Raw genomic sequence first — 23785 nt, forward strand, 5'->3', positions numbered from 1 at the left:
GATGAAAGAGGATAAAAAGCTAGTCAAACAGGCTAGGCAAAACTTTCGAAGCAACTTAAAATCAGCCCGTATGCATTATCGGAAAGAAGTTAGGACCTCAAAACAGACTGTTCCTAAAAAAGGAAGATTTCGAAAATCAGCCAAAAATTCTCTGTTTCAGGAAAAGAAAACAGAGTTAAAAGGAAATCTACTCAGTAGCCAAAAGGAAGCAGAAGAGAAGTTCATAAAGGAAATTACCTATGTTTCTCCTAGACTGTTGAAGGTAAAGGAAATCAAAAACTATCGACTTCCGCAAGCTCAAGAACGTTTGCGGACGGCAAGAAAACATCTGTCAGAAGTAAAACTAAGTGAGAAACAGCAGGTAGTTAATCCCAAGTTTACTTTCCAAAAAGAAAATCCTTCCCTGAAGTCTCGCTTTCAGTTTCACCAAGAAAAATCATTTGATCGGCTCAGTGCAGAAAAAGACGTAAGTTCTGCCAAGCGTGAGGTTAAACAACTCAAGAAAGTCCAAAAGACTAAGAAAAACTCTACCAAAGTCAAAGTTGGATTAGGCTTAGTTGCATCTGAATCCCTTGACTTGGTATCACAGGATGATGATTTAGATGGACTTAGAACCCTAAAGGATACTAGCCTGAAAGTCAGACGCTATGGCAGGTTAACCTATCAAGCAGGTAAGGTGGCAGTAAAAAGTGGACAGACTGGTGTGAGGTTTACCAAAACAAAATTTTCTCATGGAAAGGAACGATTCCAGAACTTCAAAAAGAGAAAAGGATTCACACGCCAGAAACCTCTTAAACCAAGAAGACGCTACCATACCTTTTTAAAGCTTGCCAGAAAACAAAGTGTCGCAGGTTTCAAAGGAATCGTCCAAGCCATTAAGGGAAGTATGACTTTCTTTTCTGTCCTTGCGGGAAATCCTTTGACTTGGATTGTCTCAGGCATTCTCTTGATACTCCTTTTGATGATGAGCTTTTTCATGAGTGTCTCAGGTAGCAGTGTCATTCAACAAGATGAGATGGAATTGACCAAGGCCTATACCCACATGACGTGGGAAGATGCGGAGCATACAAGAACCAACGAAAAGGGAATTACCTATTACACTAAGATTGATGAGGTCATGGTTTACATGAATCATCAATACCAAGACTACAAGTTAGATGATTTCATAGAGACAAGCGGAACAACCTACAAAGAATTTCTCAGTCAACTGTGGTCGGACTTAAACGGTGGAGATTCTATTAAATCCATGTCTGACTTATATAAAGAACCTGCTTACAAGCTGTCTGATGAGGACCAGGAAGAGTTAAAGGAGTTGACAGAAGGAGGCAACTATCTAGCCCTTCAAGAATTGGACAATCCCTTTCAGGGACAGACCGATGAGGATAGCTTAAACATGACCTACCGATATGGTTATGAGGTCATTGATGAGAAACCAACGCTTCATCACCATATCATCTTAGAAGCGAAAGAAGGTCAAGTCATTGTAGCTCCGATGGATGGCAAGGTATCTCTTGATGGAGAGAATATTATTTTGACATCTGGAAAGGGAGTGAATAAAACTAAACTAACCTTGTTTGGCATTCATTCAGGTCGTGTGAGTGAACATCAACAAGTCTTGGCAGGAGATATTATTGGTCAGACCAAAGACGGAATGGGTCTAAAAGTCACCTATCAAAAGGTTGATGATGACACGGATAAGCTAGTCTATGTCAATCCAGCTTTCTACTTTCCAAAAGTGATTCAGGTTCAGACCACCATTCTTCCAACTATCGGTCAGTTTGGCGGCGATGAGTTCGAGAGAGCCAAGGCAATTTATGACTATCTTAAAAGCAAAGGTGCGACCAATCAAGCCATCGCAGCCATTCTAGGTAACTGGTCGGTAGAATCCTCCATTAATCCAAAACGAGCTGAAGGCGACTATTTATCTCCACCTGTTGGTGCGACAGATAGTTCGTGGGATGATGAGGGCTGGCTCTCACTTAATGGTCCAACTATATACAATGGACGTTACCCAAATATTCTCAAACGTGGTTTAGGCTTAGGCCAATGGACAGATACCGCGGATGGTTCACGCAGACATACTTTATTGTTGGAATATGCCAAAGGAAAACATCAAAAATGGTATGACTTAGGGTTACAACTGGATTTCATGTTGCATGGGGATAGTCCTTATTACACCAACTGGTTAAAGGACTTCTTCAAAAATACAGGTAGTCCAGCTAGTCTTGCCCAACTCTTTCTCATTTACTGGGAAGGAAATAGTGGTGATAAACTACTTGAACGTCAAACACGAGCCAGTGAGTGGTATTACCAAATTGAAAAAGGCTTTAGTCAACCCAACGGTGGGACAGCACAAAGTGATCCAAAATCTTTAGAAGCTGTACGAGGAGACCTCTTTGAAAACTCTATTCCAGGAGGTGGTGACGGTATGGGATATGCTTACGGCCAATGTACTTGGGGAGTCGCAGCCCGTATCAATCAACTGGGTCTAAAACTCAAAGGTAAAAACGGTGAGAAGATTCCAATTATCAGTACCATGGGCAATGGCCAAGATTGGGTACGAACAGCCGCAAGTCTCGGTGGAGAGACAGGGACAAGTCCACAAGAAGGAGCTATCCTTTCCTTTGCGGGAGGAGGACATGGCACCCTAACAGAATACGGACATGTGGCTTTTGTGGAGAAAGTCTACCCAGACGGTTCATTCCTTATCTCAGAAACCAACTACAATGGCAATCCAAACTATACCTTCCGTAAATTATCTGGAGTGGATAGTAGCTTGAGTTTTGCTTATACGACGAAATAATCTCCAGAAAGATAGTTGTCGTTTTGTCCCAAATATTGTATAATATTTGGGACAAGGTGGTGAGGAATTGATTAACATAAAGTCTAAAATAAATAGTAAGATTGATAATCTGCCAGACGGCGCAGTCTTTATTTCAAATGATTTTTTAGAGCTCGCTGATTATGAGACAATTAGAAAAAATTTGAATCGATTTGTTAACGATGGAACGATTCAACGTATTGTAAACGGTGTGTATTACAAACCAAGGTTTATTGAGTTGATTGGGGAATTTGAGTCTCCTTCAATAAATGAAGTGGCTATTGCCATTGCTAGAAAATATAATTGGACAATTGCACCTTCAGGGAACACAGCTCTAAATTTATTAGGGTTGTCAACACAAGTTCCAGCTCAATGGACATATATTTCTGATGGACGGTATGTAAATTTTTTAATTGGAAATACGAAGCTAGTATTCAAGCGAACAACAAACAGTACCATTTCAAATATGTCACAATTAACTGCACTAGTTATTCAAGCCATCAAAGCTATTGGAAAAGATAATATTTCAGAAGAACAGATTCTTTATCTTAAGAAAAGGTTAACTAAAAGTGATAAAGAGAAACTTCTTGAGGAAGGCAAGACTACCAGTGCATGGATTTATAAAATCTTGAAAAAAATAGGAGAATCCTAAAGATGCTAGAATTTAAAAAAATTTCCAAAGACGACCTTCAAGCCATTATTAGAAATGCTGCGGAGAGACTTGGTATCAATGAAGTGATCGTTGAAAAAGATTATTGGGTTTGTTTCGTACTCAACTATCTCTTTACAAAGAGTGAATGGAAGGATGCTTTTACATTTAAAGGGGGTACAAGTCTTTCTAAGTGCTATGATTTAATTAAGCGATTCTCAGAAGATATTGATTTAATCTTGGATTGGCAGGTTATTGGATATGGTAAAGACGAACCGTGGCAATCCCGTTCAAATACGCAACAGGACAAGTTCAATAAGGAATCAAATTTAAAAGCAGAAGACTTTCTTGTGAATACGTTAATTCCACAGATGAGGTTAGATTTTGCGAAACTGATTGAAGATGATTTTCAAATTAGTATAGATGTAAATGACCCACAAACAGTACTTTTTGAATATCCGACAAGTTTCCAATCAGAGTATGTGAAGCAAGTCATTCGCTTAGAAATTGGTGCTTTAGCTGCCTGGACACCCTCTGAAATGGTAGAGATTACTCCTGATTTATACAAGGTTTACCCTATGCTATTTGTGGGAGATAGTATTTCAGTTAGGACTGTTTTACCTGAGAGAACCTTTTGGGAAAAAGCTACAATTTTACATCATGAGGCAAATAGACCAGCAGATAGTAAAATCCCTATACGCTATGCACGGCATTATTATGATATTTACTGTCTTGCCCATTCGATTTATAAGAATAGAGCCTTTATGAATCAAGAGTTATTGGAGAAAGTTGTTTCATTTAAGGAAAAATTTTATCCTCGAAAATGGGCAAAATATGAAGACGCAACTATTGAAAGAATCAGATTACTTCCAGATGATTACAGATTGAATGAAATTGAATCAGATTACAACCAGATGAAAGAAATGTTTTATGGGTCTGTGCCATCATTTGAAGAGTTGTTAACAACTATCGCTAATTTAGAAAAAGAAATCCATAAACTTTAGACATCAATTATTTTAGTCACCCACTTTTATGGGTGGCTTTTTTCTTTTCCCTCAATTTATTGTGATAACAAAATCAAGCCTTCTTTTTTATGATGGTATTGAACTTGGGCTATGAGCTGTACAAAAAAGAGAGTTTCTCCTAGAACGGAAAGTTCTTCGTCAAAACTCCTATTTTTGTCGTGCTCGTTTAACGCCCTCGTATCTAATAAAGAGTGACAGTTTGTTGCTACATAAAAAAGAAAAGAAGGACACTTTATGACCAAAACATGTAATCATCACTTTCTTGTCAATCAGGAAAAAGGCGAGAAACACGTCTTTCGCAAGAGTAAAAAATATCGCACTCTATGTTCCGTTGCCCTTGGAACTATGGTGATGGCTGTTGTTGCTTGGGGAGGAACGGTTGCATATGCTGATGAAGTCTCATCATCAGTTGACACCACCATTCAACGAACGGAGAATCCAGCCACAAATTTACCAGAAGCACAACCAACCCCTGTATCTGAACAAACTGAAAGTTTAGCGTTAACTGGACAATCTAATGGAGCGATTGCTGTCACCGTACCACATGATACGGTAACACAAGCAGTTGAAGAAGCAAAGGCTAAAGGTGTTTCTACGGTTGAAGATAGTCCAATGGACTTGGGAAATACAACTTCTGCGACAGAAACCAACCAACAAATTTCAAAAGCAGAAGAAGATGCCCAAAACCAAGTTGTGGCTATCAATGAAGTTACTGAAACCTACAAAGCTGACAAAGCGACATACGAATCGAATAAAGCCCGCATTGAACAAGAAAATAGGGAACTGATACAGGCCTACGAAGGGGCCAACCAAACTGGTAAGGAGACAATTGCTTGGGTTGATACTAAAGTCAATGACCTAAAAACTCGGTATGCAGATGCTGATGTGACAGTAAAAGAACAGGTAGTTTCATCAGGAAATGGGACATCTGAACTTGACTATACAAACTATGGCAAGGCTGTTGAAACCATTCAATCAACTAACGAACAAGCTGTAGCGGATTATCTAACAAAGAAAACCAAGGCAGATGGTATTGTTTCGAAAAATCAGGCCATTCAAAAAGAAAATGAAGCTGGACTTGCTAAGGCAAAGGCAGATAATGAAGCCATTGAAAGGCGTAATCAGGTAGGTCAAGCAGCTGTTGATGCTGAAAACCGTGCAGGTCAAGCCGCAGTAGATCAAGCTAATCAGGAGAAACAACAATTCGTTTCAGATCGTGCTGCCGAGATTGAAGCTATTACAAAACGTAATAAAGAAAAAGAAGCTGCAGCCAGAAAAGAGAATGAAGCGATTGATGCCTATAATGCCAAAGAATTGGAACGCTATCAACGTGACTTGGCCGAGATTTCAAAAGGTGAAGAAGGTTATATTTCTGAAGCCCTTGCTCAAGCCCTCAATCTCAATAACGGTGAGCCACAAGCACAACATGGAGGCAATACCCGAAATCCTGATCAGATTATTTCAACTGGCGATGCTTTGCTGGGTGGCTACTCAAGAATTTTGGATTCAACAGGATTCTTTGTCTATGATAGCTTCAAAACAGGTGAGACCCTTAGTTTTAGCTATCAAAATCTTCAACATGCACGATTTGATGGGAAAAAGATTAGTCGAGTGACTTACGATATTACCAACCTTGTATCACCAGCTGGAACCGATACCGTGAAATTGGTTGTACCAAATGATCCTACCGAGGGCTTCATTGCCTATCGAAATGACGGAAACGGTGATTGGCGAACAGACAAGATGGAGTTTCGTGTAGTTGCCAAGTATTTCTTGGAAGACGGTTCACAAGTTTCCTTCTCCAAAGAAAAGCCAGGAGTCTTCACACACTCTTCCCTCAATCATAATGACATTGGTCTAGAATATGTCAAAGATTCATCTGGGAAATTTGTGCCGATTAATGGTTCAACCGTTCAAGTGACTAATGAAGGTCTAGCACGTTCTTTGGGTTCCAACCGTGCAAGTGATTTGAATTTACCTGAGGAATGGGATACCACATCAAGTCGTTATGCTTATAAAGGAGCAATTGTCTCAACAGTTACATCAGGAAATACCTACACAGTAACCTTTGGCCAAGGCGATATGCCACAGAATGTTGGATTGTCTTACTGGTTTGCCTTAAATACCCTACCAGTGGCACGTACTGTAACACCATATAGTCCCAAACCTCATGTAACGGTGGAACTTGAACCCATTCCAGAACCTATTACGGTAACACCAGATGTCTTTACTCCTAAAACATTTACACCAGAAAAGCCTGTGACCTTCACGCCAAAACCTTTGGAAGAGGTGGTGCAGCCTAGTCTGACCTTGACCAAAGTAACCTTACCTGTTAATCCTACTCCAAAAGAACTTCCGACTCCACCACAAGTACCGACAGTTCATTATCACTCTTATCGTTTGACGACTACTCCAGAGATTATGAAAGAAGTGGTCAATAGCGACCAAGCTAATCTTCATGAGAAAACTGTCGCAAAAGATTCAACGGTGATTTATCCCTTAACAGTTGATGCCTTATCGCCCAATCGTGCCCAAACGACTAGTCTCATTTTTGAGGACTACTTGCCTGCTGGTTACCTATTTGATAAGGAAACAACACAAAAAGAGAATGGAAACTATATCCTTAGCTTTGATGTGACTAAGAATTTTGTGACCTTGACCGCAAAGGAAAACTTGTTGCAGGAGGTAAATAAAGATTTAACCAAGGTTTATCAACTGACCGCTCCAAAACTCTATGGTTCTGTTCAAAATGATGGGGCCACCTATTCCAATAGTTACAAACTCCTTTTGAACAAGGGCACAACCAATACTTACACAGTCACTTCAAATGTTGTAACGGTTCGTACACCAGGTGATGGGGAGACAACCACACTCATTACACCAGATAAAAACAATGAAAATGCGGATGGTGTCCTCATTAATGACACGGTCGTAGCCCTTGGCACAACCAACCACTACCGATTGATTTGGGATTTGGACCAGTATAAGGGAGATCGTTCTGCTAAAGAGACAATTGCACGAGGCTTCTTCTTTGTGGACGATTACCCAGAGGAAGTGCTCGATGTGGTGGAAAATGGCACGGCTGTTACAACCCTTGATGGTCAGAAGGTATCAGGAATAACGGTTAAAAACTATGCTTCACTAAATGAAGCTCCTAAAGACCTTCAAGCTAAATTAGCTCGTGCTAAGATTACACCGACAGGTGCCTTTCAAGTCTTTTTGCCGGATGACAACCAAGCCTTTTATGACCAGTATGTTCAAACAGGAACTTCTTTAGCTCTTTTGACCAAAATGACGGTGAAAGATAGTCTCTATGGTCAAACTAAGACCTATACAAACAAGGCTTATCAAGTTGATTTCGGCAATGGCTATGAAACTAAGGAAGTGACCAACACCCTTGTTTCTCCAGTACCCAAGAAACAAAACCTCAATAAAGACAAAGTAGACATCAATGGGAAGCCCATGCTAGTGGGAACTCAAAATCACTATACTCTCTCATGGGACTTGGACCAATACCGAGGGATGAAAGCAGACAACTCTCAGATTGCACAAGGTTTTTACTTTGTGGATGATTATCCAGAAGAAGCTTTATTGCCGGATGAAGCAGCTATTCAGTTTGTCACATCTGATGGCAAAACAGTTTCAGGAATCACGGTGAAGGCTTATTCTCAATTATCAGAAGCTCCTAAAACGCTACAAGCAGCCCTTTCGAAACAAAAAATTCAGCCTAAAGGAGCTTTTCAAGTTTTCATGCCTGAGGACCCACAAGTCTTTTTTGAATCTTATGTGACCAAGGGGGAGAATATTACCATTGTCACTCCGATGACGGTTTTGGAAACCATGCTTAATTCAGGGAAGTCTTATGAAAACGTGGCTTATCAGGTGGACTTTGGGCAAGCCTATGAAACCAACACGGTGACCAATTTTGTCCCTAAAGTAACTCCACATAAGTCTAATACCAATCAAGAAGGTATTTCAATTGATGGAAAGACTGTTCTTCCGAATACGGTCAATTATTACAAAATTGTCTTGGATTACAGTCAATACAAGGACATGGTCGTGACGGATGATGTTCTTGCCAAGGGATTTTACATGGTAGACGATTACCCAGAAGAAGCCCTTACCCTAATTCCTGATGGCATTCAAGTTTTGGATAAGGATGGCAATCGTGTATCTGGTATCTCTGTCAGCACCTACGCTAGTTTGTCAGAAGCTCCGAAAGTTGTTCAAGATGCCATGGCTAAACGTCAGTTTACACCTAAAGGAGCCATTCAGGTCCTTAGCAGCGATGATCCCAAAACCTTTTATGAGACCTATGTGAAGACTGGTCAAACCTTAGTTGTCACGCTTCCGATGACGGTAAAAAATGGGTTGACCAAAACAGGTGGTCAGTATGAAAATACAGCCTATCAGATTGATTTTGGCTTGGCCTATGTCACGGAAACAGTGGTCAATAATGTTCCCAAACTAGACCCACAAAAAGATGTGGTGATTGACTTGTCTCATAAAGATGAGAGCCTTGACGGGAAAGAAGTGGCCTTGTATCAAACCTTTAACTATCGCTTGGTTGGAGCATTGATTCCAAGCAATCGTGCGACTGATTTATTTGAATATGGTTTTGAAGATAACTATGATGAAAAGCATGATGAGTATAATGGTGTTTATCGCAGCTATCTGATGACGGATGTCATCCTCAAAGATGGTTCTGTCTTAAAAGAGGGGACAGAAGTCACGAAATATACCTTGCAACAGGTGGATACAGAAAATGGCCTCGTGTCAATTTCATTTGATAAATCCTTCTTAGAGACTATCTCTGATGATTCAGCCTTTCAGGCAGATGTTTACCTGCAGATGAAACGGATTGCGACTGGTCAGGTGGAGAATACCTACCTTTATACAGTGAATGGCTATGTCATCAGCTCAAATACAGTTGTAACACATACACCTCAACCTGAAGAACCAAGTCCAAATCAACCCACACCACCTCAACCACCAATTGAGACTATTGAACCGCCTGTTCCAGCAAATATTTTGCCAAATACAGGGGAACAGGAATCCCTTTTGGGCTTGATTGGAGCTGGTATTCTACTTGGTACGGCTTATGGACTGAAGAAAAAGGAGGAGAAGTAGATGAATCCAAAAACTATTTATGAAAAGGATTCAGACCAAGATGGTTTGACAGATGCTCAGGAACTGGCTTTCGGAACCAATCCGCAGTCTGTTGACACAGATGGTGATGGTCAAGCTGATTTAGAAGAGCTACAATCTGGACATTCACCACTAGTCCCACAAAAGGAGTTGTGTGATGGCTTGGAACTTTGACACCATGAAAGAGGCTTTGTCTGAAATGGAGAAGGTCGATTACCAAGAGTTTATCAAGGCCTTTCTCTCTTTGGAATTAAGTATTTCTGATAGAACAATCCTCAATCAGGTTTATCAAGATTATATGGATGAAGATGACCTATCCTTGATTAGTGATGAGCTACGAGTTAAAGTTGATAGTTATCAGGATGAAGTACAGGCAGATATGACTGACATTCTAGAAAAGTTGTACCGAACAGGGGAAGGCTCTAGTTTTATTATGGATCTGATGTCTTCAAATAGTCTTTCAGACACCTTGGAACAGTATGAGGTTTTGGATAGTGACGATTATTCACCACTTAGCCTTGAAACCTTACAGGACATGATTCAACAGGAATTGGCTATTTCCAGTCAGGATTATTTTGGAGATTTGGTTCACCTTGCCTTGCAAAAAGATTTACTAGACCAGAAAAGTCATTTCTTACAACACTATGTGGCAACTGTAATGGAAGGTATTCCGCAAGAAAAAGACCAACGAGCCTTGGTCCTAGACTAAAACGAAGGGCTGAGAAAAGAATCTCAGCTCTTTTTTTGATGGGAGGGAAAAATGAATCAAGAAGTCTTACTACAAATGATGAGAGCCACCATTCCTCGTGATAGAGCCCTGCTTGAAGCGTTTTTATATTACCAAGCAGAGCATTTTGATGAGGAGTGGGAAAGTCTTATTCGTCAGTTTTTAACCAATAGGCAAGAAATAAATAAGTCTGTTCAAGTACTTCACTTTGAGACAGATATTTCAGCTTTTGTTCAGGCTAGTCCTTATGATACTGCTCATGATTTATTGACCTATACACAAGTATTCGGCCAAACTGGTCTCCAAAAACTCGACAAACTATCGCCGTCTGAAAAAGACTTGGTGATTGAAGTGGCCTTGTTTAATCTGGCCACTCGGTTTCAATTATTAGATTCCAATGGTCACTACCAAACCATATCGCCGGATTCACTCTTACAAAAGAGTAGGGGAGCTAATTTGGTCAATGTGTATCGTGTGGCTAATAATTTAGCGGATCGAATCAGCCGAGATATTGAACAGTTTCTCTTAACTTACGAGCCTGAGCTTGAAACAAGAGCTGATGAAACTGTTCTAGAAAATGAAGAAACTGTTGATGAGCACAAAACAAGTGTTCATCAAGTAATATCATTTAGAGAAGATGGCTCTCTCATCATTGCTAGTTTGGATGTAGATTTGTCTCAACTAGATGTTCAAACAGGAAAAACCAGTCATCTGCCAGCTTATGAAGAGTTGTCATTACGACGTAAATTTGAGATTCTAACATATTTTGACCAAATTCGTAATGAACGTTCAAAAGTCCCAAGTTTTAGACGAGGTGATTTTGATACTGAGATGGAAATGACACCAGTCTTTGATGGCGAGGAGTTACTTACCTATCTAGAGGCTGATGGTAGTCCCTATGAGTTGAAAAGAACTTTGACTAGAGTCGAAGAAAAGGAATTAGAAAAAATTGGACAAGCCATTAGGATAGAAAATCAAGAAAAATTGACTCAAGTGGGGATTGAGCTATCTCAGTTTGACCCAGACCAAGTCGGTATTTTATTGGATGCGGCTGGTCGTTTTCGTTTAAAAAATGCGGACCTTGCTTTATTAGGTGGTTATCCCAAAGCCTCGGTAACTCAACTAGCCCTTGCGACAGAACTACTCCAAATGGGATTGAGTCATGAAAAGGTTGAATTTTTCTTTGGTAGCCAGCTTTCCCTTGAAGAGCTGCGACAAGTTGCCTACGCCTTTTTACACGAAGAACTCAGCAGAGAAGATGCGGAGTATTTTGAAAAAGATAAGGGCAACCAGCCAGATTTGACCTTTAGAAATTGGAAGAACAAGCTAGAGAAAGCTGAGACGAAAGTAGTGGTTGATGAAGAATTTTCGGAAAATCCACTGGTTCAGAGAGTATTGGACACTTATCCTCTGGGGGCATTGGTTTCCTATAAGGGACAGGATTTTGAGGTCATGTCGGTCAGCGATGCTCGATTGAACGGTTTGATTCGGATTGAGTTAGTCAATGATTTTTCGGTTATCATTGAACAAAATCCAGTTCTTTATGTGAGGACCTGGGAAGAAGTCAGTCAGGCACTTCATCAGCTAAAGTCAGAACAACAAACAGAGTTAGAAGAAACGGACCAAGAATTAAACCTATTCTCATTTCTGGAAGAGGAGCCAGTTCAGAGTATTGGACTATTGGAACCCGATGGTTCTGAAAAAGGTCAAAACGATACTGATCTTGAAGAAACAGATAGTCAAATTCCTGAAGAGGTAGTCGTCGAAACAATTCCTGAGATTCCAGTAACGGACTTTTATTTTCCAGAAGATATGACGGACTTTTATCCAAAGACTGCTAGAGATAAGGTTGAGACAAACATTGCGGCCATTCGTTTGGTAAAAAATCTAGAAGTAGAGCACCGCAATGCTTCATCAAGTGAACAAGAACTCCTTGCCAAGTATGTGGGCTGGGGTGGACTTGCCAATGATTTCTTTGATGACTATAATCCAAAATTTTCTAAGGAACGAGAAGAACTGAAAAGCCTAGTCACAGATAAAGAGTATTCGGATATGAAACAGTCCTCTCTGACAGCCTATTATACAGACCCTGCCCTGATCCGTCAGATGTGGGATAAGTTGGAAAGAGATGGCTTTACAGGCGGCAAAATCCTAGATCCTTCCATGGGAACAGGGAATTTTTTTGCGGCTATGCCCAAACACTTAAGAGAAAAGAGTGAGTTATATGGTGTGGAATTAGATACTATTACAGGAGCTATTGCCAAACACCTTCATCCCAATAGTCACATTGAAATTAAGGGCTTTGAGACGGTGGCTTTTAACGACAATAGTTTTGATTTGGTGATTTCAAATGTGCCCTTTGCCAATATACGAATTGCGGATAACAGGTACGATAGGCCTTACATGATTCATGACTACTTTGTCAAAAAGTCACTTGATTTGGTCCATGATGGTGGACAAGTAGCGATTATCTCTTCCACAGGAACTATGGATAAGCGAACAGAAAACATCTTACAAGATATTCGTGAGACAACTGAATTTCTTGGTGGGGTTCGACTGCCTGATTCTGCCTTTAAGGCCATTGCGGGAACGAGTGTCACAACGGATATGTTATTCTTCCAGAAACACCTGAACAAGGAATATGTGGCAGACGACTTAGCCTTTTCAGGTTCCATTCGTTATGATAAGGATAGTCGCATTTGGCTCAATCCTTACTTTGATGGGGAATACAATAGCCAAGTGCTAGGAACCTACGAGGTCAGAAATTTTAACGGCGGAACACTTTCTGTTAAGGGGACTAGTGATGACTTGATTGCAAGTGTCCAAACTGCTCTAAATCACGTTAAGGCCCCAAGAGAGATTGATAGAAATGAGGTCATCGTTAATCCAATTGTGTTGACCAAACAAGTCATTGATACCTCCATTCCAGCTGAAATGAGGGAGAATCTGGGTCAGTACAGTTTTGGTTACCAGGGTTCTACAGTTTACTATCGAGATAATAAAGGCATTCGAGTCGGAACCAAGACGGAAGAAATCAGTTACTATGTCGATGAAGAGGGCAACTTCAAAGCATGGGACACCAAACATTCTCAAAAGCAGATTGATCGCTTTAATGCCTTAGAAGTGACTGATAACACTGCTCTGGATGTCTATGTGACCGATGATGCAGCTAAACGCGGACAATTTAAGGGTTATTATAAAAAGTCAGTTTTCTATGAAGCTCCTTTGTCTGATAAAGAAGTGGCACGAATCAAAGGAATGGTCGATATTCGCAATGCTTACCAAGAGGTCATTGCCATTCAACGCCATTATGACTATGATAAGAAGACCTTTAACCACTTGTTAGGTAAACTCAATCGTACCTATGATAGCTTTGTCAAACGCTATGGGTATTTGAATAGTGCTGTGAACCGCAATCTTTTTGATAGTGATGATAAGTATTCGCTTCTTGCTAGTTTGGAAGATGAAAGTCTGGATCCAAGTGGAAAGTCTGTTATCTATACTAAATCTCTTGCCTTTGAGAAGGCTCTAGTGCGTCCTGAAAAAGAGGTTAAAAAGGTACATACTGCCCTTGATGCCTTAAATTCGAGCTTGGCTGACGGACGAGGTGTTGATTTCGCTTATATGATGTCTATCTATCAGGTTGATTCGCAGATGACCTTGATTGAGGAGTTAGGCGACCTCATTATGCCTGATCCTGAGAAGTATTTGAATGGAGAATTGACCTATGTTTCTCGCCAAGACTTTCTGTCAGGGGATGTCGTCACTAAGTTAGAAATGGTAGATTTATTCGTCAAACAAGACAATCAGGACTTTAACTGGCCACATTATGCAGGGTTACTTGAGACGGTCAAACCAGCACGTATTACTTTAGCAGACATGTTGGAACAATCAAAAGGCTTCTTAACTAACATTCAGACGGTGAAAATTCCTAATGATTGTCAAGGTGTATTTTTTGTTCAAGATAGCATGAAACATATTGATGAACTAAGCCCATTAGCAAAACACAATCTGAAAAAGGTTGTTAATCGCAATGCTTATTTACCTGATTCTGATAAGATAGAATTAAGTAAGGAAATTGAAAATACCAATAAAGATCAATCCCAAGAATTGGATAAAGACGTACCAGAAAAAAATGAAGTGACTGTAAAAATGTTCCAATTTGCGAAGTCAATTAATCGCTTGTTGAGTGGTAACCAACTACAGAAAAAACGAAACCTAGACAAATTGATTAAAATTTTGTATAATAGGAATTGAAGTTAAATTAGATGCTAAAAATTTGTAATTAAGAAGGAGGGATTCGTCATGTTGGTATTCCAAATGCGTTATCAAATGCGTTATGTAGATAAAACATCTACTGTTTTGAAACAGACTAAAAACAGTGATTACGCAGATAAATAAATACGTTAGATTAATTCCTACCAGTGACTAATCTTATGACTTTTTAAACAGATAACTAAAATTACAAACAAATCGTTTAACTTCTGTATTTGTTTATAGATGTAATCACTTCAGGAGTGATTAAATGAACAAAAATATAAAATATTCTCAAAACTTTTTAACGAGTGAAAAAGTACTCAACCAAATAATAAAACAATTGAATTTAAAAGAAACCGATACCGTTTACGAAATTGGAACAGGTAAAGGGCATTTAACGACGAAACTGGCTAAAATAAGTAAACAGGTAACGTCTATTGAATTAGACAGTCATCTATTCAACTTATCGTCAGAAAAATTAAAACTGAATACTCGTGTCACTTTAATTCACCAAGATATTCTACAGTTTCAATTCCCTAACAAACAGAGGTATAAAATTGTTGGGAATATTCCTTACCATTTAAGCACACAAATTATTAAAAAAGTGGTTTTTGAAAGCCATGCGTCTGATATCTATCTGATTGTTGAAGAAGGATTCTACAAGCGTACCTTGGATATTCACCGAACACTAGGGTTGCTCTTGCACACTCAAGTCTCGATTCAGCAATTGCTTAAGCTGCCAGCGGAATGCTTTCATCCTAAACCAAAAGTAAACAGTGTCTTAATAAAACTTACCCGCCATACCACAGATGTTCCAGATAAATATTGGAAGCTATATACGTACTTTGTTTCAAAATGGGTCAATCGAGAATATCGTCAACTGTTTACTAAAAATCAGTTTCATCAAGCAATGAAACACGCCAAAGTAAACAATTTAAGTACCGTTACTTATGAGCAAGTATTGTCTATTTTTAATAGTTATCTATTATTTAACGGGAGGAAATAATTCTATGAGTCGCTTTTGTAAATTTGGAAAGTTACACGTTACTAAAGGGAATGTAGATAAATTATTAGGTATACTACTGACAGCTTCCAAGGAGCTAAAGAGGTCCCTAGCGCCTACGGGGAATTTGTATCGATAAGGGGTACAAATTCCCACTAAGCGCTCGGGACCCCTTGTAGGAAAATGTCCTAAGTGTGGCAACAATATTGTATTAAAAAAATCGTTTTATGGTTGTTCAAATTATCCTGAATGTACCTTCACTTTAGCTGAACATTTTAGAAAGAAAAAACTCACCAAAACAAATGTAAAAGAATTACTAGAGGGAAAAGAAACCCTGGTAAAAGGAATCAAAACGAAAGATAGAAAGTCCTACAATGCCGTTGTAAAAATCGGAGAAAAGGGATATATTGATTTTATATCTTTCTCAAAATAAACATAAAATCCCTTTAAAGAGGGCTTTTATATATTAATCACAAATCACTTGTGATTTGTGATTCCTAATGATACAATATTACTATACAAAAAAAGAATGGGGCGTAGTTATGGAGAAGGAAGAACTCAAAATACTTGAAGAATTAAGACGTATTTTAAACAGTAAAAATGAAGCGATTGGACCTTTACAGAATTACTCTATGAAGCGCCATATTTAAAAAGCTACCAAGACGAAGAGGATGAAGAGGATGAGGAGGCAGATTGCCTTGAATATATTGACAATACTGATAAGATAATATATCTTTACTACCAAGACGATAAATGCGTCGGAAAAGTTAAACTGCGAAAAAATTGGAACCGGTACGCTTATATAGAAGATATCGCCGTATGTAAGGATTTCAGGGGGCAAGGCATAGGCAGCGCGCTTATCAATATATCTATAGAATGGGCAAAGCATAAAAACTTGCATGGACTAATGCTTGAAACCCAGGACAATAACCTTATAGCTTGTAAATTCTATCATAATTGTGGTTTCAAAATCGGCTCCGTCGATACTATGTTATACGCCAACTTTGAAAACAACTTTGAAAAAGCTGTTTTCTGGTATTTAAGGTTTTAGAATGCAAGGAACAGTGAATTGGAGTTCGTCTTGTTATAATTAGCTTCTTGGGGTATCTTTAAATACTGTAGAAAAGAGGAAGGAAATAATAAATGGCTAAAATGAGAATATCACCGGAATTGAAAAAACTGATCGAAAAATACCGCTGCGTAAAAGATACGGAAGGAATGTCTCCTGCTAAGGTATATAAGCTGGTGGGAGAAAATGAAAACCTATATTTAAAAATGACGGACAGCCGGTATAAAGGGACCACCTATGATGTGGAACGGGAAAAGGACATGATGCTATGGCTGGAAGGAAAGCTGCCTGTTCCAAAGGTCCTGCACTTTGAACGGCATGATGGCTGGAGCAATCTGCTCATGAGTGAGGCCGATGGCGTCCTTTGCTCGGAAGAGTATGAAGATGAACAAAGCCCTGAAAAGATTATCGAGCTGTATGCGGAGTGCATCAGGCTCTTTCACTCCATCGACATATCGGATTGTCCCTATACGAATAGCTTAGACAGCCGCTTAGCCGAATTGGATTACTTACTGAATAACGATCTGGCCGATGTGGATTGCGAAAACTGGGAAGAAGACACTCCATTTAAAGATCCGCGCGAGCTGTATGATTTTTTAAAGACGGAAAAGCCCGAAGAGGAACTTGTCTTTTCCCACGGCGACCTGGGAGACAGCAACATCTTTGTGAAAGATGGCAAAGTAAGTGGCTTTATTGATCTTGGGAGAAGCGGCAGGGCGGACAAGTGGTATGACATTGCCTTCTGCGTCCGGTCGATCAGGGAGGATATCGGGGAAGAACAGTATGTCGAGCTATTTTTTGACTTACTGGGGATCAAGCCTGATTGGGAGAAAATAAAATATTATATTTTACTGGATGAATTGTTTTAGTACCTAGATTTAGATGTCTAAAAAGCTTTAACTACAAGCTTTTTAGACATCTAATCTTTTCTGATCTTTTAGCACCTTTAAAAAGTGACTTTGATCTCATTATTATTGATACTGTACCAACGCCAAGCGTTTATACAAATAATGCAATCGTGGCAAGTGATTACGTCATGATCCCTTTACAAGCAGAAGAAGAAAGTACAAACAACATTCAAAACTATATTTCCTATTTGATTGATTTACAAGAACAGTTTAACCCTGGACTAGATATGATCGGTTTTGTTCCTTATTTAGTTGATACGGACAGCACAACGATAAAATCAAACCTGGAAGAACTGTACAAGCAACATAAAGAAGATAACTTGGTTTTCCAAAATATTATCAAGCGAAGTAATAAAGTAAGTACCTGGTCTAAAAACGGCATTACAGAACACAAAGGCTATGACAAAAAAGTTTTATCTATGTATGAGAACGTATTTTTTGAAATGCTTGAGCGAATCATTCAATTAGAAAACGAAAAAGAATAGAATCACAAATCACAAGTGATTAATCACAAATCACTTGTGATTTGTGATTGTTGATGATAAAATAAGAGTAAGAAGAAATAGAAAGAAGTGAGTGGTTGTGGGAAATTTAGGCGCACAAAAAGCAAAACGAAATGATACACCAATCAGTGCAAAAAAAGATATTATGGGGGATAAGACGGTTCGTGTTCGTGCTGACTTGCACCATATTATAAAAATCGAAACAGCAAAGAATGGCGGAAACGTAAAAGAAGTTATGGATAAAGCCTTAGAAGAATATATTCGGAAATATTTACCTGACAAACTTTAAAAGGAGTGAAAATGAAATGGCAGTTACTTATGAAAAAACATTTGAAATAGAGATCATTAACGAATTATCGGCAAGCGTTTATAATCGAGTATTAAACTATGTTTTGAATCATGAATTAAATAAAAATGACTCTCAATTATTGGAAGTCAATTTATTAAACCAATTAAAGCTTGCAAAACGTGTAAATCTTTTTGATTATTCTTTAGAAGAATTACAAGCCGTTCATGAGTATTGGCGGTCAATGAATCGCTATTCAAAACAAGTTTTGAATAAAGAGAAAGTGGCTTAATATGGCAAATATAGTCAATTTTACTGACAAACAATTTGAAAATCGCTTAAATGATAATTTAGAAGAATTGGTTCAAGGAAAAAAAGCGGTTGAATCGCCAACCGCTTTTTTACTTGGTGGGCAACCAGGGTCAGGGAAAACGAGTTTGCGATCAGCAATTCTTGAAGAAACACAAGGGAATGTTATTGTCATTGATAATGATACCTTTAAACAACAGCACCCTAATTTTGATGAACTAGCGAAACTTTATGAGAAAGACGTAGTAAAACACGTTACCCCTTATTCTAATCGCATGACAGAAGCGATCATAAGCCGTTTAAGCGATCAAGGCTATAACTTGGTGATTGAAGGTACAGGACGAACAACAGACGTTCCCATTCAAACCGCAACAATGCTTCAAGCCAAAGGTTATGAAACAAAAATGTATGTCATGGCAGTACCGAAAATTGAATCATACTTAGGAACAATTGAACGATATGAAAGTTTGCCTACACCTATTCCAACGTAACGGATAGGAGTTTAGGTGTCCCTGCTTCACGCTATGATAGTGGTCGAAAAATCTTTGAAAACCTCCTGAATTCCAATCAACCAACCATCACAAAACAAGTTGTTGAAGGGGATAAGAAAAAGAATGTGACGGATGTGGAGAAAACAACAGTCCTGCGTGCCAAGGAAACACACCTACAAGAACTCTTTCAAGGTTTTGTAGCAAGGTATCCAGAAGTCCAACAGATGATTGAAGACACCTATAATAGGCTCTACAATCGTACGGTATCAAAGACCTATGACGGTAGCCATTTAACCATTGATGGACTTGCTCAGAATATTTCATTACGGCCTCACCAAAAGAATGCCATTCAACGGATTGTCGAGGAAAAACGTGCCCTACTAGCTCATGAAGTTGGTTCAGGTAAAACACTTACCATGCTTGGGGCAGGATTCAAACTGAAAGAACTCGGAATGGTACATAAACCTCTCTATGTGGTTCCTTCTAGTTTGACTGCTCAGTTTGGTCAAGAAATCATGAAATTTTTCCCAACCAAAAAAGTCTATGTGACCACCAAGAAAGATTTTGCCAAAGCTAAACGCAAACAGTTTGTATCACGTATTATCACAGGGGACTATGATGCCATTGTCATTGGAGATTCACAATTTGAGAAGATACCGATGAGTCGTGAAAAACAGGTCACCTATATCAATGACAAACTTGAACAACTCAGAGAAATCAAGCTAGGAAGTGACTCTGATTATACGGTGAAAGAAGCAGAGCGTTCGATTAAGGGACTAGAGCACCAATTAGAAGAACTCCAAAAACTGGAGCGGGATACCTTTATTGAATTTGAAAACCTTGGCATTGATTTTCTTTTTGTGGATGAGGCTCATCACTTCAAGAATATCCGACCAATCACTGGACTTGGGAATGTCGCGGGTATCACCAATACCACTTCAAAAAAGAACGTAGACATGGAAATGAAGGTGAGACAGGTTCAGGCAGAGCATGGCGATAGAAATGTTGTTTTTGCGACAGGAACACCAGTCTCAAACTCCATTAGTGAACTTTTCACTATGATGAATTACATTCAACCCGATGTCTTGGAACGATACCAGGTATCCAATTTTGACTCCTGGGTTGGGGCTTTTGGGAATATCGAAAACTCTATGGAACTAGCCCCGACAGGAGATAAATACCAACCTAAGAAACGGTTCAAGAAATTTGTCAACCTTCCTGAACTCATGCGAATTTACAAGGAAACAGCTGATATTCAGACTTCAGATATGCTTGATTTACCTGTACCTGAAGCTAAGATTATTGCGGTGGAAAGCGAGTTAACGCAAGCTCAGAAATACTATTTAGAAGAACTGGTAGAGCGTTCAGACGCTATCAAGTCAGGTAGTGTTGATCCAAGTAGAGATAACATGCTTAAAATCACAGGTGAAGCCAGAAAACTAGCCATTGATATGCGGTTGATTGACCCTGCTTATAATTTATCAGATAATCAGAAAATCCTTCAAGTGGTCGATAATGTCGAGCGGATTTACCGTGAAGGAGCTGGAGACAAAGCCACACAGATGATTTTCTCTGATATTGGTACCCCTAAAAGTAAGGAAGAGGGTTTTGATGTCTACAATGAACTTAAGGACTTGCTAGTCGATCGAGGTATTCCAAAGGAACAAATTGCCTTTGTCCATGATGCCAATACTGATGAGAAGAAAAACTCACTGTCACGAAAGGTCAATAGTGGTGAAGTGCGGATTCTCATGGCTTCTACGGAAAAAGGTGGAACTGGTCTAAACGTACAATCACGCATGAAAGCTGTCCACCACTTAGATGTTCCTTGGCGTCCCTCAGATGTAGGACGGATTTTGCGGACATTCAAAATAAAAAAGAATGTGGAGGTAACAGACAATGGCAAAATCATTATTTGAGGAACTGGGCGGCAAATACGAAAGGCAAGGGGATTATTTGATACCGTGCTTAACTGTACCCGCCGAAGAAGAACAGCCGATAGGCATCTGGGGACAGCGGCATTTGGATTATCTGAAGCATCACTGCAAAGTTACATACACCAATCTTCTTACAAGCGGCAGACTTAACGCTTACCTTGCCGACATTGACAGACAGGCACAGGAACGCTTTGAAAGGCTCATAGAGGGTATGAAACAGGCACAGGGCATAACGGAACAGCTAAAGGCAGAAAACGCCTTAGAATGGACAGGATGCCTCAATAACATAAGGGCTTGTGCGAGGGAGATTGTGGAAAAGGAAATTATTTTTGCATAAACAGATGATTAGTGGCAGGGGGAAATCCTGCCGCTTTTTCTGCTTTAGTTTGTCAGCTTGACAAATAAAGGGTTAAGGAATATAATTAGATTCAGTATTATACAAGGAGTTAATAAATATGCGGCAAGGTATTATTAAATAAACTGTCAATTTGATAGTGGGAACAAAAAGTAGCAGTCCCGTTTCACTTTTAATATGGGGCTTAGTTTTTTGTACCCAGTTTAAGAATACTTTTATCATGTAATTTTATATGCCCGAAAACATATAAGTGTTTTGGGGCTATTGGAGTTATTTACCCAGTGATAGGAGTATTTATCACTGGGTATTTTTATGCCCTTTTTTGGGTGTTGATAGGAGGAAAATCACATGAAAATAATTAACTTAGGCATTCTGGCTCACGTTGACGCAGGAAAGACAACATTAACGGAGAGTTTATTGTATACCAGTGGTGCAATTGCAGAACCAGGGAGCGTAGATAAAGGCACAACAAGGACAGATACAATGAATTTGGAGCGTCAAAGGGGAATCACTATCCAGACAGCAGTGACATCTTTTCAGTGGGAGGATGTAAAAGTCAACATTATAGATACGCCAGGCCATATGGATTTTTTGGCGGAAGTATACCGTTCTTTATCCGTATTAGACGGAGCAGTATTATTAGTTTCTGCAAAGGATGGCATACAGGCACAGACCCGTATACTGTTTCATGCACTACAGACAATGAAGATTCCGACAATTTTTTTCATCAATAAAATTGACCAAGAGGGGATTGATTTGCCAATGGTATATCAAGAAATGAAAGCAAAGCTTTCTTCGGAAATTATAGTGAAGCAAAAGGTTGGGCAGCATCCCCATATAAATGTAACGGACAATGACGATATGGAACAGTGGGATGCGGTAATTATGGGAAACGATGAACTATTAGAGAAATATATGTCAGGGAAACCGTTTAAAATGTCAGAACTGGAACAGGAAGAAAACAGGAGATTCCAAAACGGAACGTTATTTCCCGTTTATCACGGAAGTGCTAAAAACAATCTGGGGATTCGGCAGCTTATAGAAGTGATTGCCAGTAAGTTTTATTCATCAACGCCTGAAGGTCAATCTGAACTATGCGGGCAGGTTTTTAAGATTGAATATTCAGAGAAAAGGCGGCGTTTTGTTTATGTGCGTATATATAGCGGAACATTGCATTTGAGGGATGTTATTAAAATATCTGAAAAAGAGAAAATAAAAATCACAGAGATGTGTGTTCCGACAAACGGTGAATTATATTCATCCGATACAGCCTGCTCTGGTGATATTGTAATTTTACCAAATGATGTTTTGCAGCTAAACAGTATTTTGGGGAACGAAATGCTGTTGCCGCAGAGAAAATTTATTGAAAATCCTCTCCCTATGCTCCAAACAACGATTGCAGTAAAGAAATCTGAACAGCGGGAAATATTGCTTGGGGCACTTACAGAAATTTCAGATGGCGACCCTCTTTTAAAATATTATGTGGATACTACAACGCATGAGATTATACTTTCTTTTTTGGGGAATGTGCAGATGGAAGTCATTTGTGCCATCCTTGAGGAAAAATACCATGTGGAGGCAGAAATAAAAGAGCCTACTGTTATATATATGGAAAGACCGCTTAGAAAAGCAGAATATACCATCCACATAGAAGTCCCGCCAAATCCTTTCTGGGCTTCTGTCGGGTTGTCCATAGAGCCGCTCCCTATTGGAAGCGGAGTGCAGTATGAAAGCAGAGTTTCACTTGGATATTTAAACCAATCGTTCCAAAATGCGGTTATGGAGGGGGTTCTTTATGGCTGCGAGCAGGGGCTGTATGGATGGAAAGTGACAGACTGTAAAATCTGTTTTGAATATGGATTGTATTATAGTCCTGTAAGTACCCCCGCAGACTTTCGGCTGCTTTCCCCTATCGTATTGGAGCAGGCTTTAAAAAAAGCAGGGACAGAACTATTAGAGCCATATCTCCACTTTGAAATTTATGCACCGCAGGAATATCTCTCACGGGCGTATCATGATGCTCCAAGGTATTGTGCAGATATTGTAAGTACTCAGATAAAGAATGACGAGGTCATTCTGAAAGGAGAAATCCCTGCTAGATGTATTCAAGAATACAGGAACGATTTAACTTATTTCACAAATGGGCAGGGAGTCTGCTTGACAGAGTTAAAAGGATACCAGCCAGCTATTGGTAAATTTATTTGCCAACCCCGCCGCCCGAATAGCCGTATAGATAAGGTTCGGCATATGTTCCACAAGTTAGCTTAACAGCTTGCAAAAGTCATATAAAATGAGAT

17 protein-coding genes and 4 pseudogenes are annotated in these 23785 nt (G+C 39.4%); all 21 read left to right on the forward strand.

What is annotated here, in order from left to right:
• The first annotated feature begins 1 nt into the window (after position 1).
• Positions 2–2803: a CHAP domain-containing protein gene (locus CWM22_05590; GenBank protein AUC91409.1), complete on the forward strand. Its 2802-nt coding sequence runs from the start codon at positions 2–4 to the stop codon at positions 2801–2803.
• Positions 2804–2870: 67 nt separating this feature from the next.
• A complete protein-coding gene (locus tag CWM22_05595) occupies positions 2871–3473 on the forward strand; it encodes a hypothetical protein (protein ID AUC92849.1) in 603 nt (200 codons plus the stop codon).
• Positions 3474–3475: 2 nt separating this feature from the next.
• Complete coding sequence (locus tag CWM22_05600) at positions 3476–4474, forward strand: nucleotidyl transferase AbiEii/AbiGii toxin family protein (GenBank protein AUC91410.1); 999 nt, start codon at positions 3476–3478, stop codon at positions 4472–4474.
• Positions 4475–4511: 37 nt separating this feature from the next.
• Positions 4512–4733 (forward strand): annotated as a pseudogene (locus tag CWM22_05605) (hypothetical protein).
• Positions 4730–9625 carry a glucan-binding protein gene (locus CWM22_05610; GenBank protein ID AUC91411.1) on the forward strand — a complete coding sequence of 1632 codons (4896 nt, stop codon included), beginning with the start codon at positions 4730–4732 and terminating at the stop codon, positions 9623–9625. Before CWM22_05605 ends, CWM22_05610 begins: the two are co-directional and overlap by 4 nt.
• Entirely contained in the window at positions 9626–9817 is a 192-nt protein-coding gene (locus CWM22_05615) for a calcium-binding protein (GenBank protein ID AUC91412.1), read from the forward strand.
• Positions 9801–10352: a hypothetical protein gene (locus CWM22_05620; GenBank protein AUC91413.1), complete on the forward strand. Its 552-nt coding sequence runs from the start codon at positions 9801–9803 to the stop codon at positions 10350–10352. The genes CWM22_05615 and CWM22_05620 overlap by 17 nt, the downstream gene beginning before the upstream one ends.
• 51 nt (positions 10353–10403) lie before the next feature.
• A pseudogene (locus tag CWM22_05625) lies at positions 10404–14252 on the forward strand (reticulocyte binding protein).
• Between the two features lie 423 nt (positions 14253–14675).
• Positions 14676–14771 carry a 23S rRNA methyltransferase attenuator leader peptide ErmL gene (locus CWM22_05630; GenBank protein ID AUC91414.1) on the forward strand — a complete coding sequence of 32 codons (96 nt, stop codon included), beginning with the start codon at positions 14676–14678 and terminating at the stop codon, positions 14769–14771.
• 124 nt (positions 14772–14895) lie between these two features.
• The gene (locus tag CWM22_05635; GenBank protein AUC91415.1) at positions 14896–15633 is read left to right on the forward strand and encodes a 23S rRNA (adenine(2058)-N(6))-methyltransferase Erm(B); all 738 of its coding nucleotides are present in this window, start codon (positions 14896–14898) and stop codon (positions 15631–15633) included.
• A 4-nt stretch (positions 15634–15637) separates the two neighbouring features.
• Entirely contained in the window at positions 15638–15769 is a 132-nt protein-coding gene (locus CWM22_05640; GenBank protein ID AUC91416.1) for a hypothetical protein, read from the forward strand.
• A gap of 9 nt (positions 15770–15778) precedes the next feature.
• Positions 15779–16063, forward strand: coding sequence for a topoisomerase (locus CWM22_05645; GenBank protein ID AUC92850.1), 285 nt, complete (start codon positions 15779–15781; stop codon positions 16061–16063).
• Positions 16064–16237: 174 nt separating this feature from the next.
• Positions 16238–16681: pseudogene (locus CWM22_05650) on the forward strand (hypothetical protein).
• 92 nt (positions 16682–16773) lie between these two features.
• Positions 16774–17568: an aminoglycoside O-phosphotransferase APH(3')-IIIa gene (gene aph(3')-IIIa / locus CWM22_05655; GenBank protein ID AUC91417.1), complete on the forward strand. Its 795-nt coding sequence runs from the start codon at positions 16774–16776 to the stop codon at positions 17566–17568.
• Positions 17559–18092 carry an ATPase for chromosome partitioning gene (locus CWM22_05660; protein AUC91418.1) on the forward strand — a complete coding sequence of 178 codons (534 nt, stop codon included), beginning with the start codon at positions 17559–17561 and terminating at the stop codon, positions 18090–18092. Before aph(3')-IIIa ends, CWM22_05660 begins: the two co-directional genes overlap by 10 nt.
• Positions 18093–18183: 91 nt before the next feature.
• The gene (locus tag CWM22_05665) at positions 18184–18399 is read left to right on the forward strand and encodes a peptide-binding protein (protein AUC91419.1); all 216 of its coding nucleotides are present in this window, start codon (positions 18184–18186) and stop codon (positions 18397–18399) included.
• Between the two features lie 16 nt (positions 18400–18415).
• Positions 18416–18688: an antitoxin gene (locus tag CWM22_05670; protein ID AUC91420.1), complete on the forward strand. Its 273-nt coding sequence runs from the start codon at positions 18416–18418 to the stop codon at positions 18686–18688.
• 1 nt (position 18689) lies between these two features.
• Positions 18690–19196, forward strand: a complete 507-nt coding sequence (locus CWM22_05675; GenBank protein ID AUC91421.1) for a zeta toxin — start codon at positions 18690–18692, stop codon at positions 19194–19196.
• A pseudogene (locus CWM22_05680) lies at positions 19169–21115 on the forward strand (hypothetical protein). The gene CWM22_05675 and the pseudogene CWM22_05680 overlap by 28 nt, the downstream one beginning before the upstream one ends.
• Positions 21096–21470, forward strand: coding sequence for a TnpV protein (locus CWM22_05685; GenBank protein AUC91422.1), 375 nt, complete (start codon positions 21096–21098; stop codon positions 21468–21470). Before CWM22_05680 ends, CWM22_05685 begins: the two are co-directional and overlap by 20 nt.
• Positions 21471–21836: 366 nt before the next feature.
• On the forward strand, positions 21837–23756 hold the full coding sequence (locus CWM22_05690; protein ID AUC91423.1) for a tetracycline resistance ribosomal protection protein Tet(O): 1920 nt from the start codon (positions 21837–21839) through the stop codon (positions 23754–23756).
• Positions 23757–23785: the final 29 nt, after the last annotated feature.

Source organism: Streptococcus suis (genome assembly GCA_002831545.1).
GTDB classification, from domain to species: Bacteria; Bacillota; Bacilli; order Lactobacillales; family Streptococcaceae; genus Streptococcus; species Streptococcus suis_P.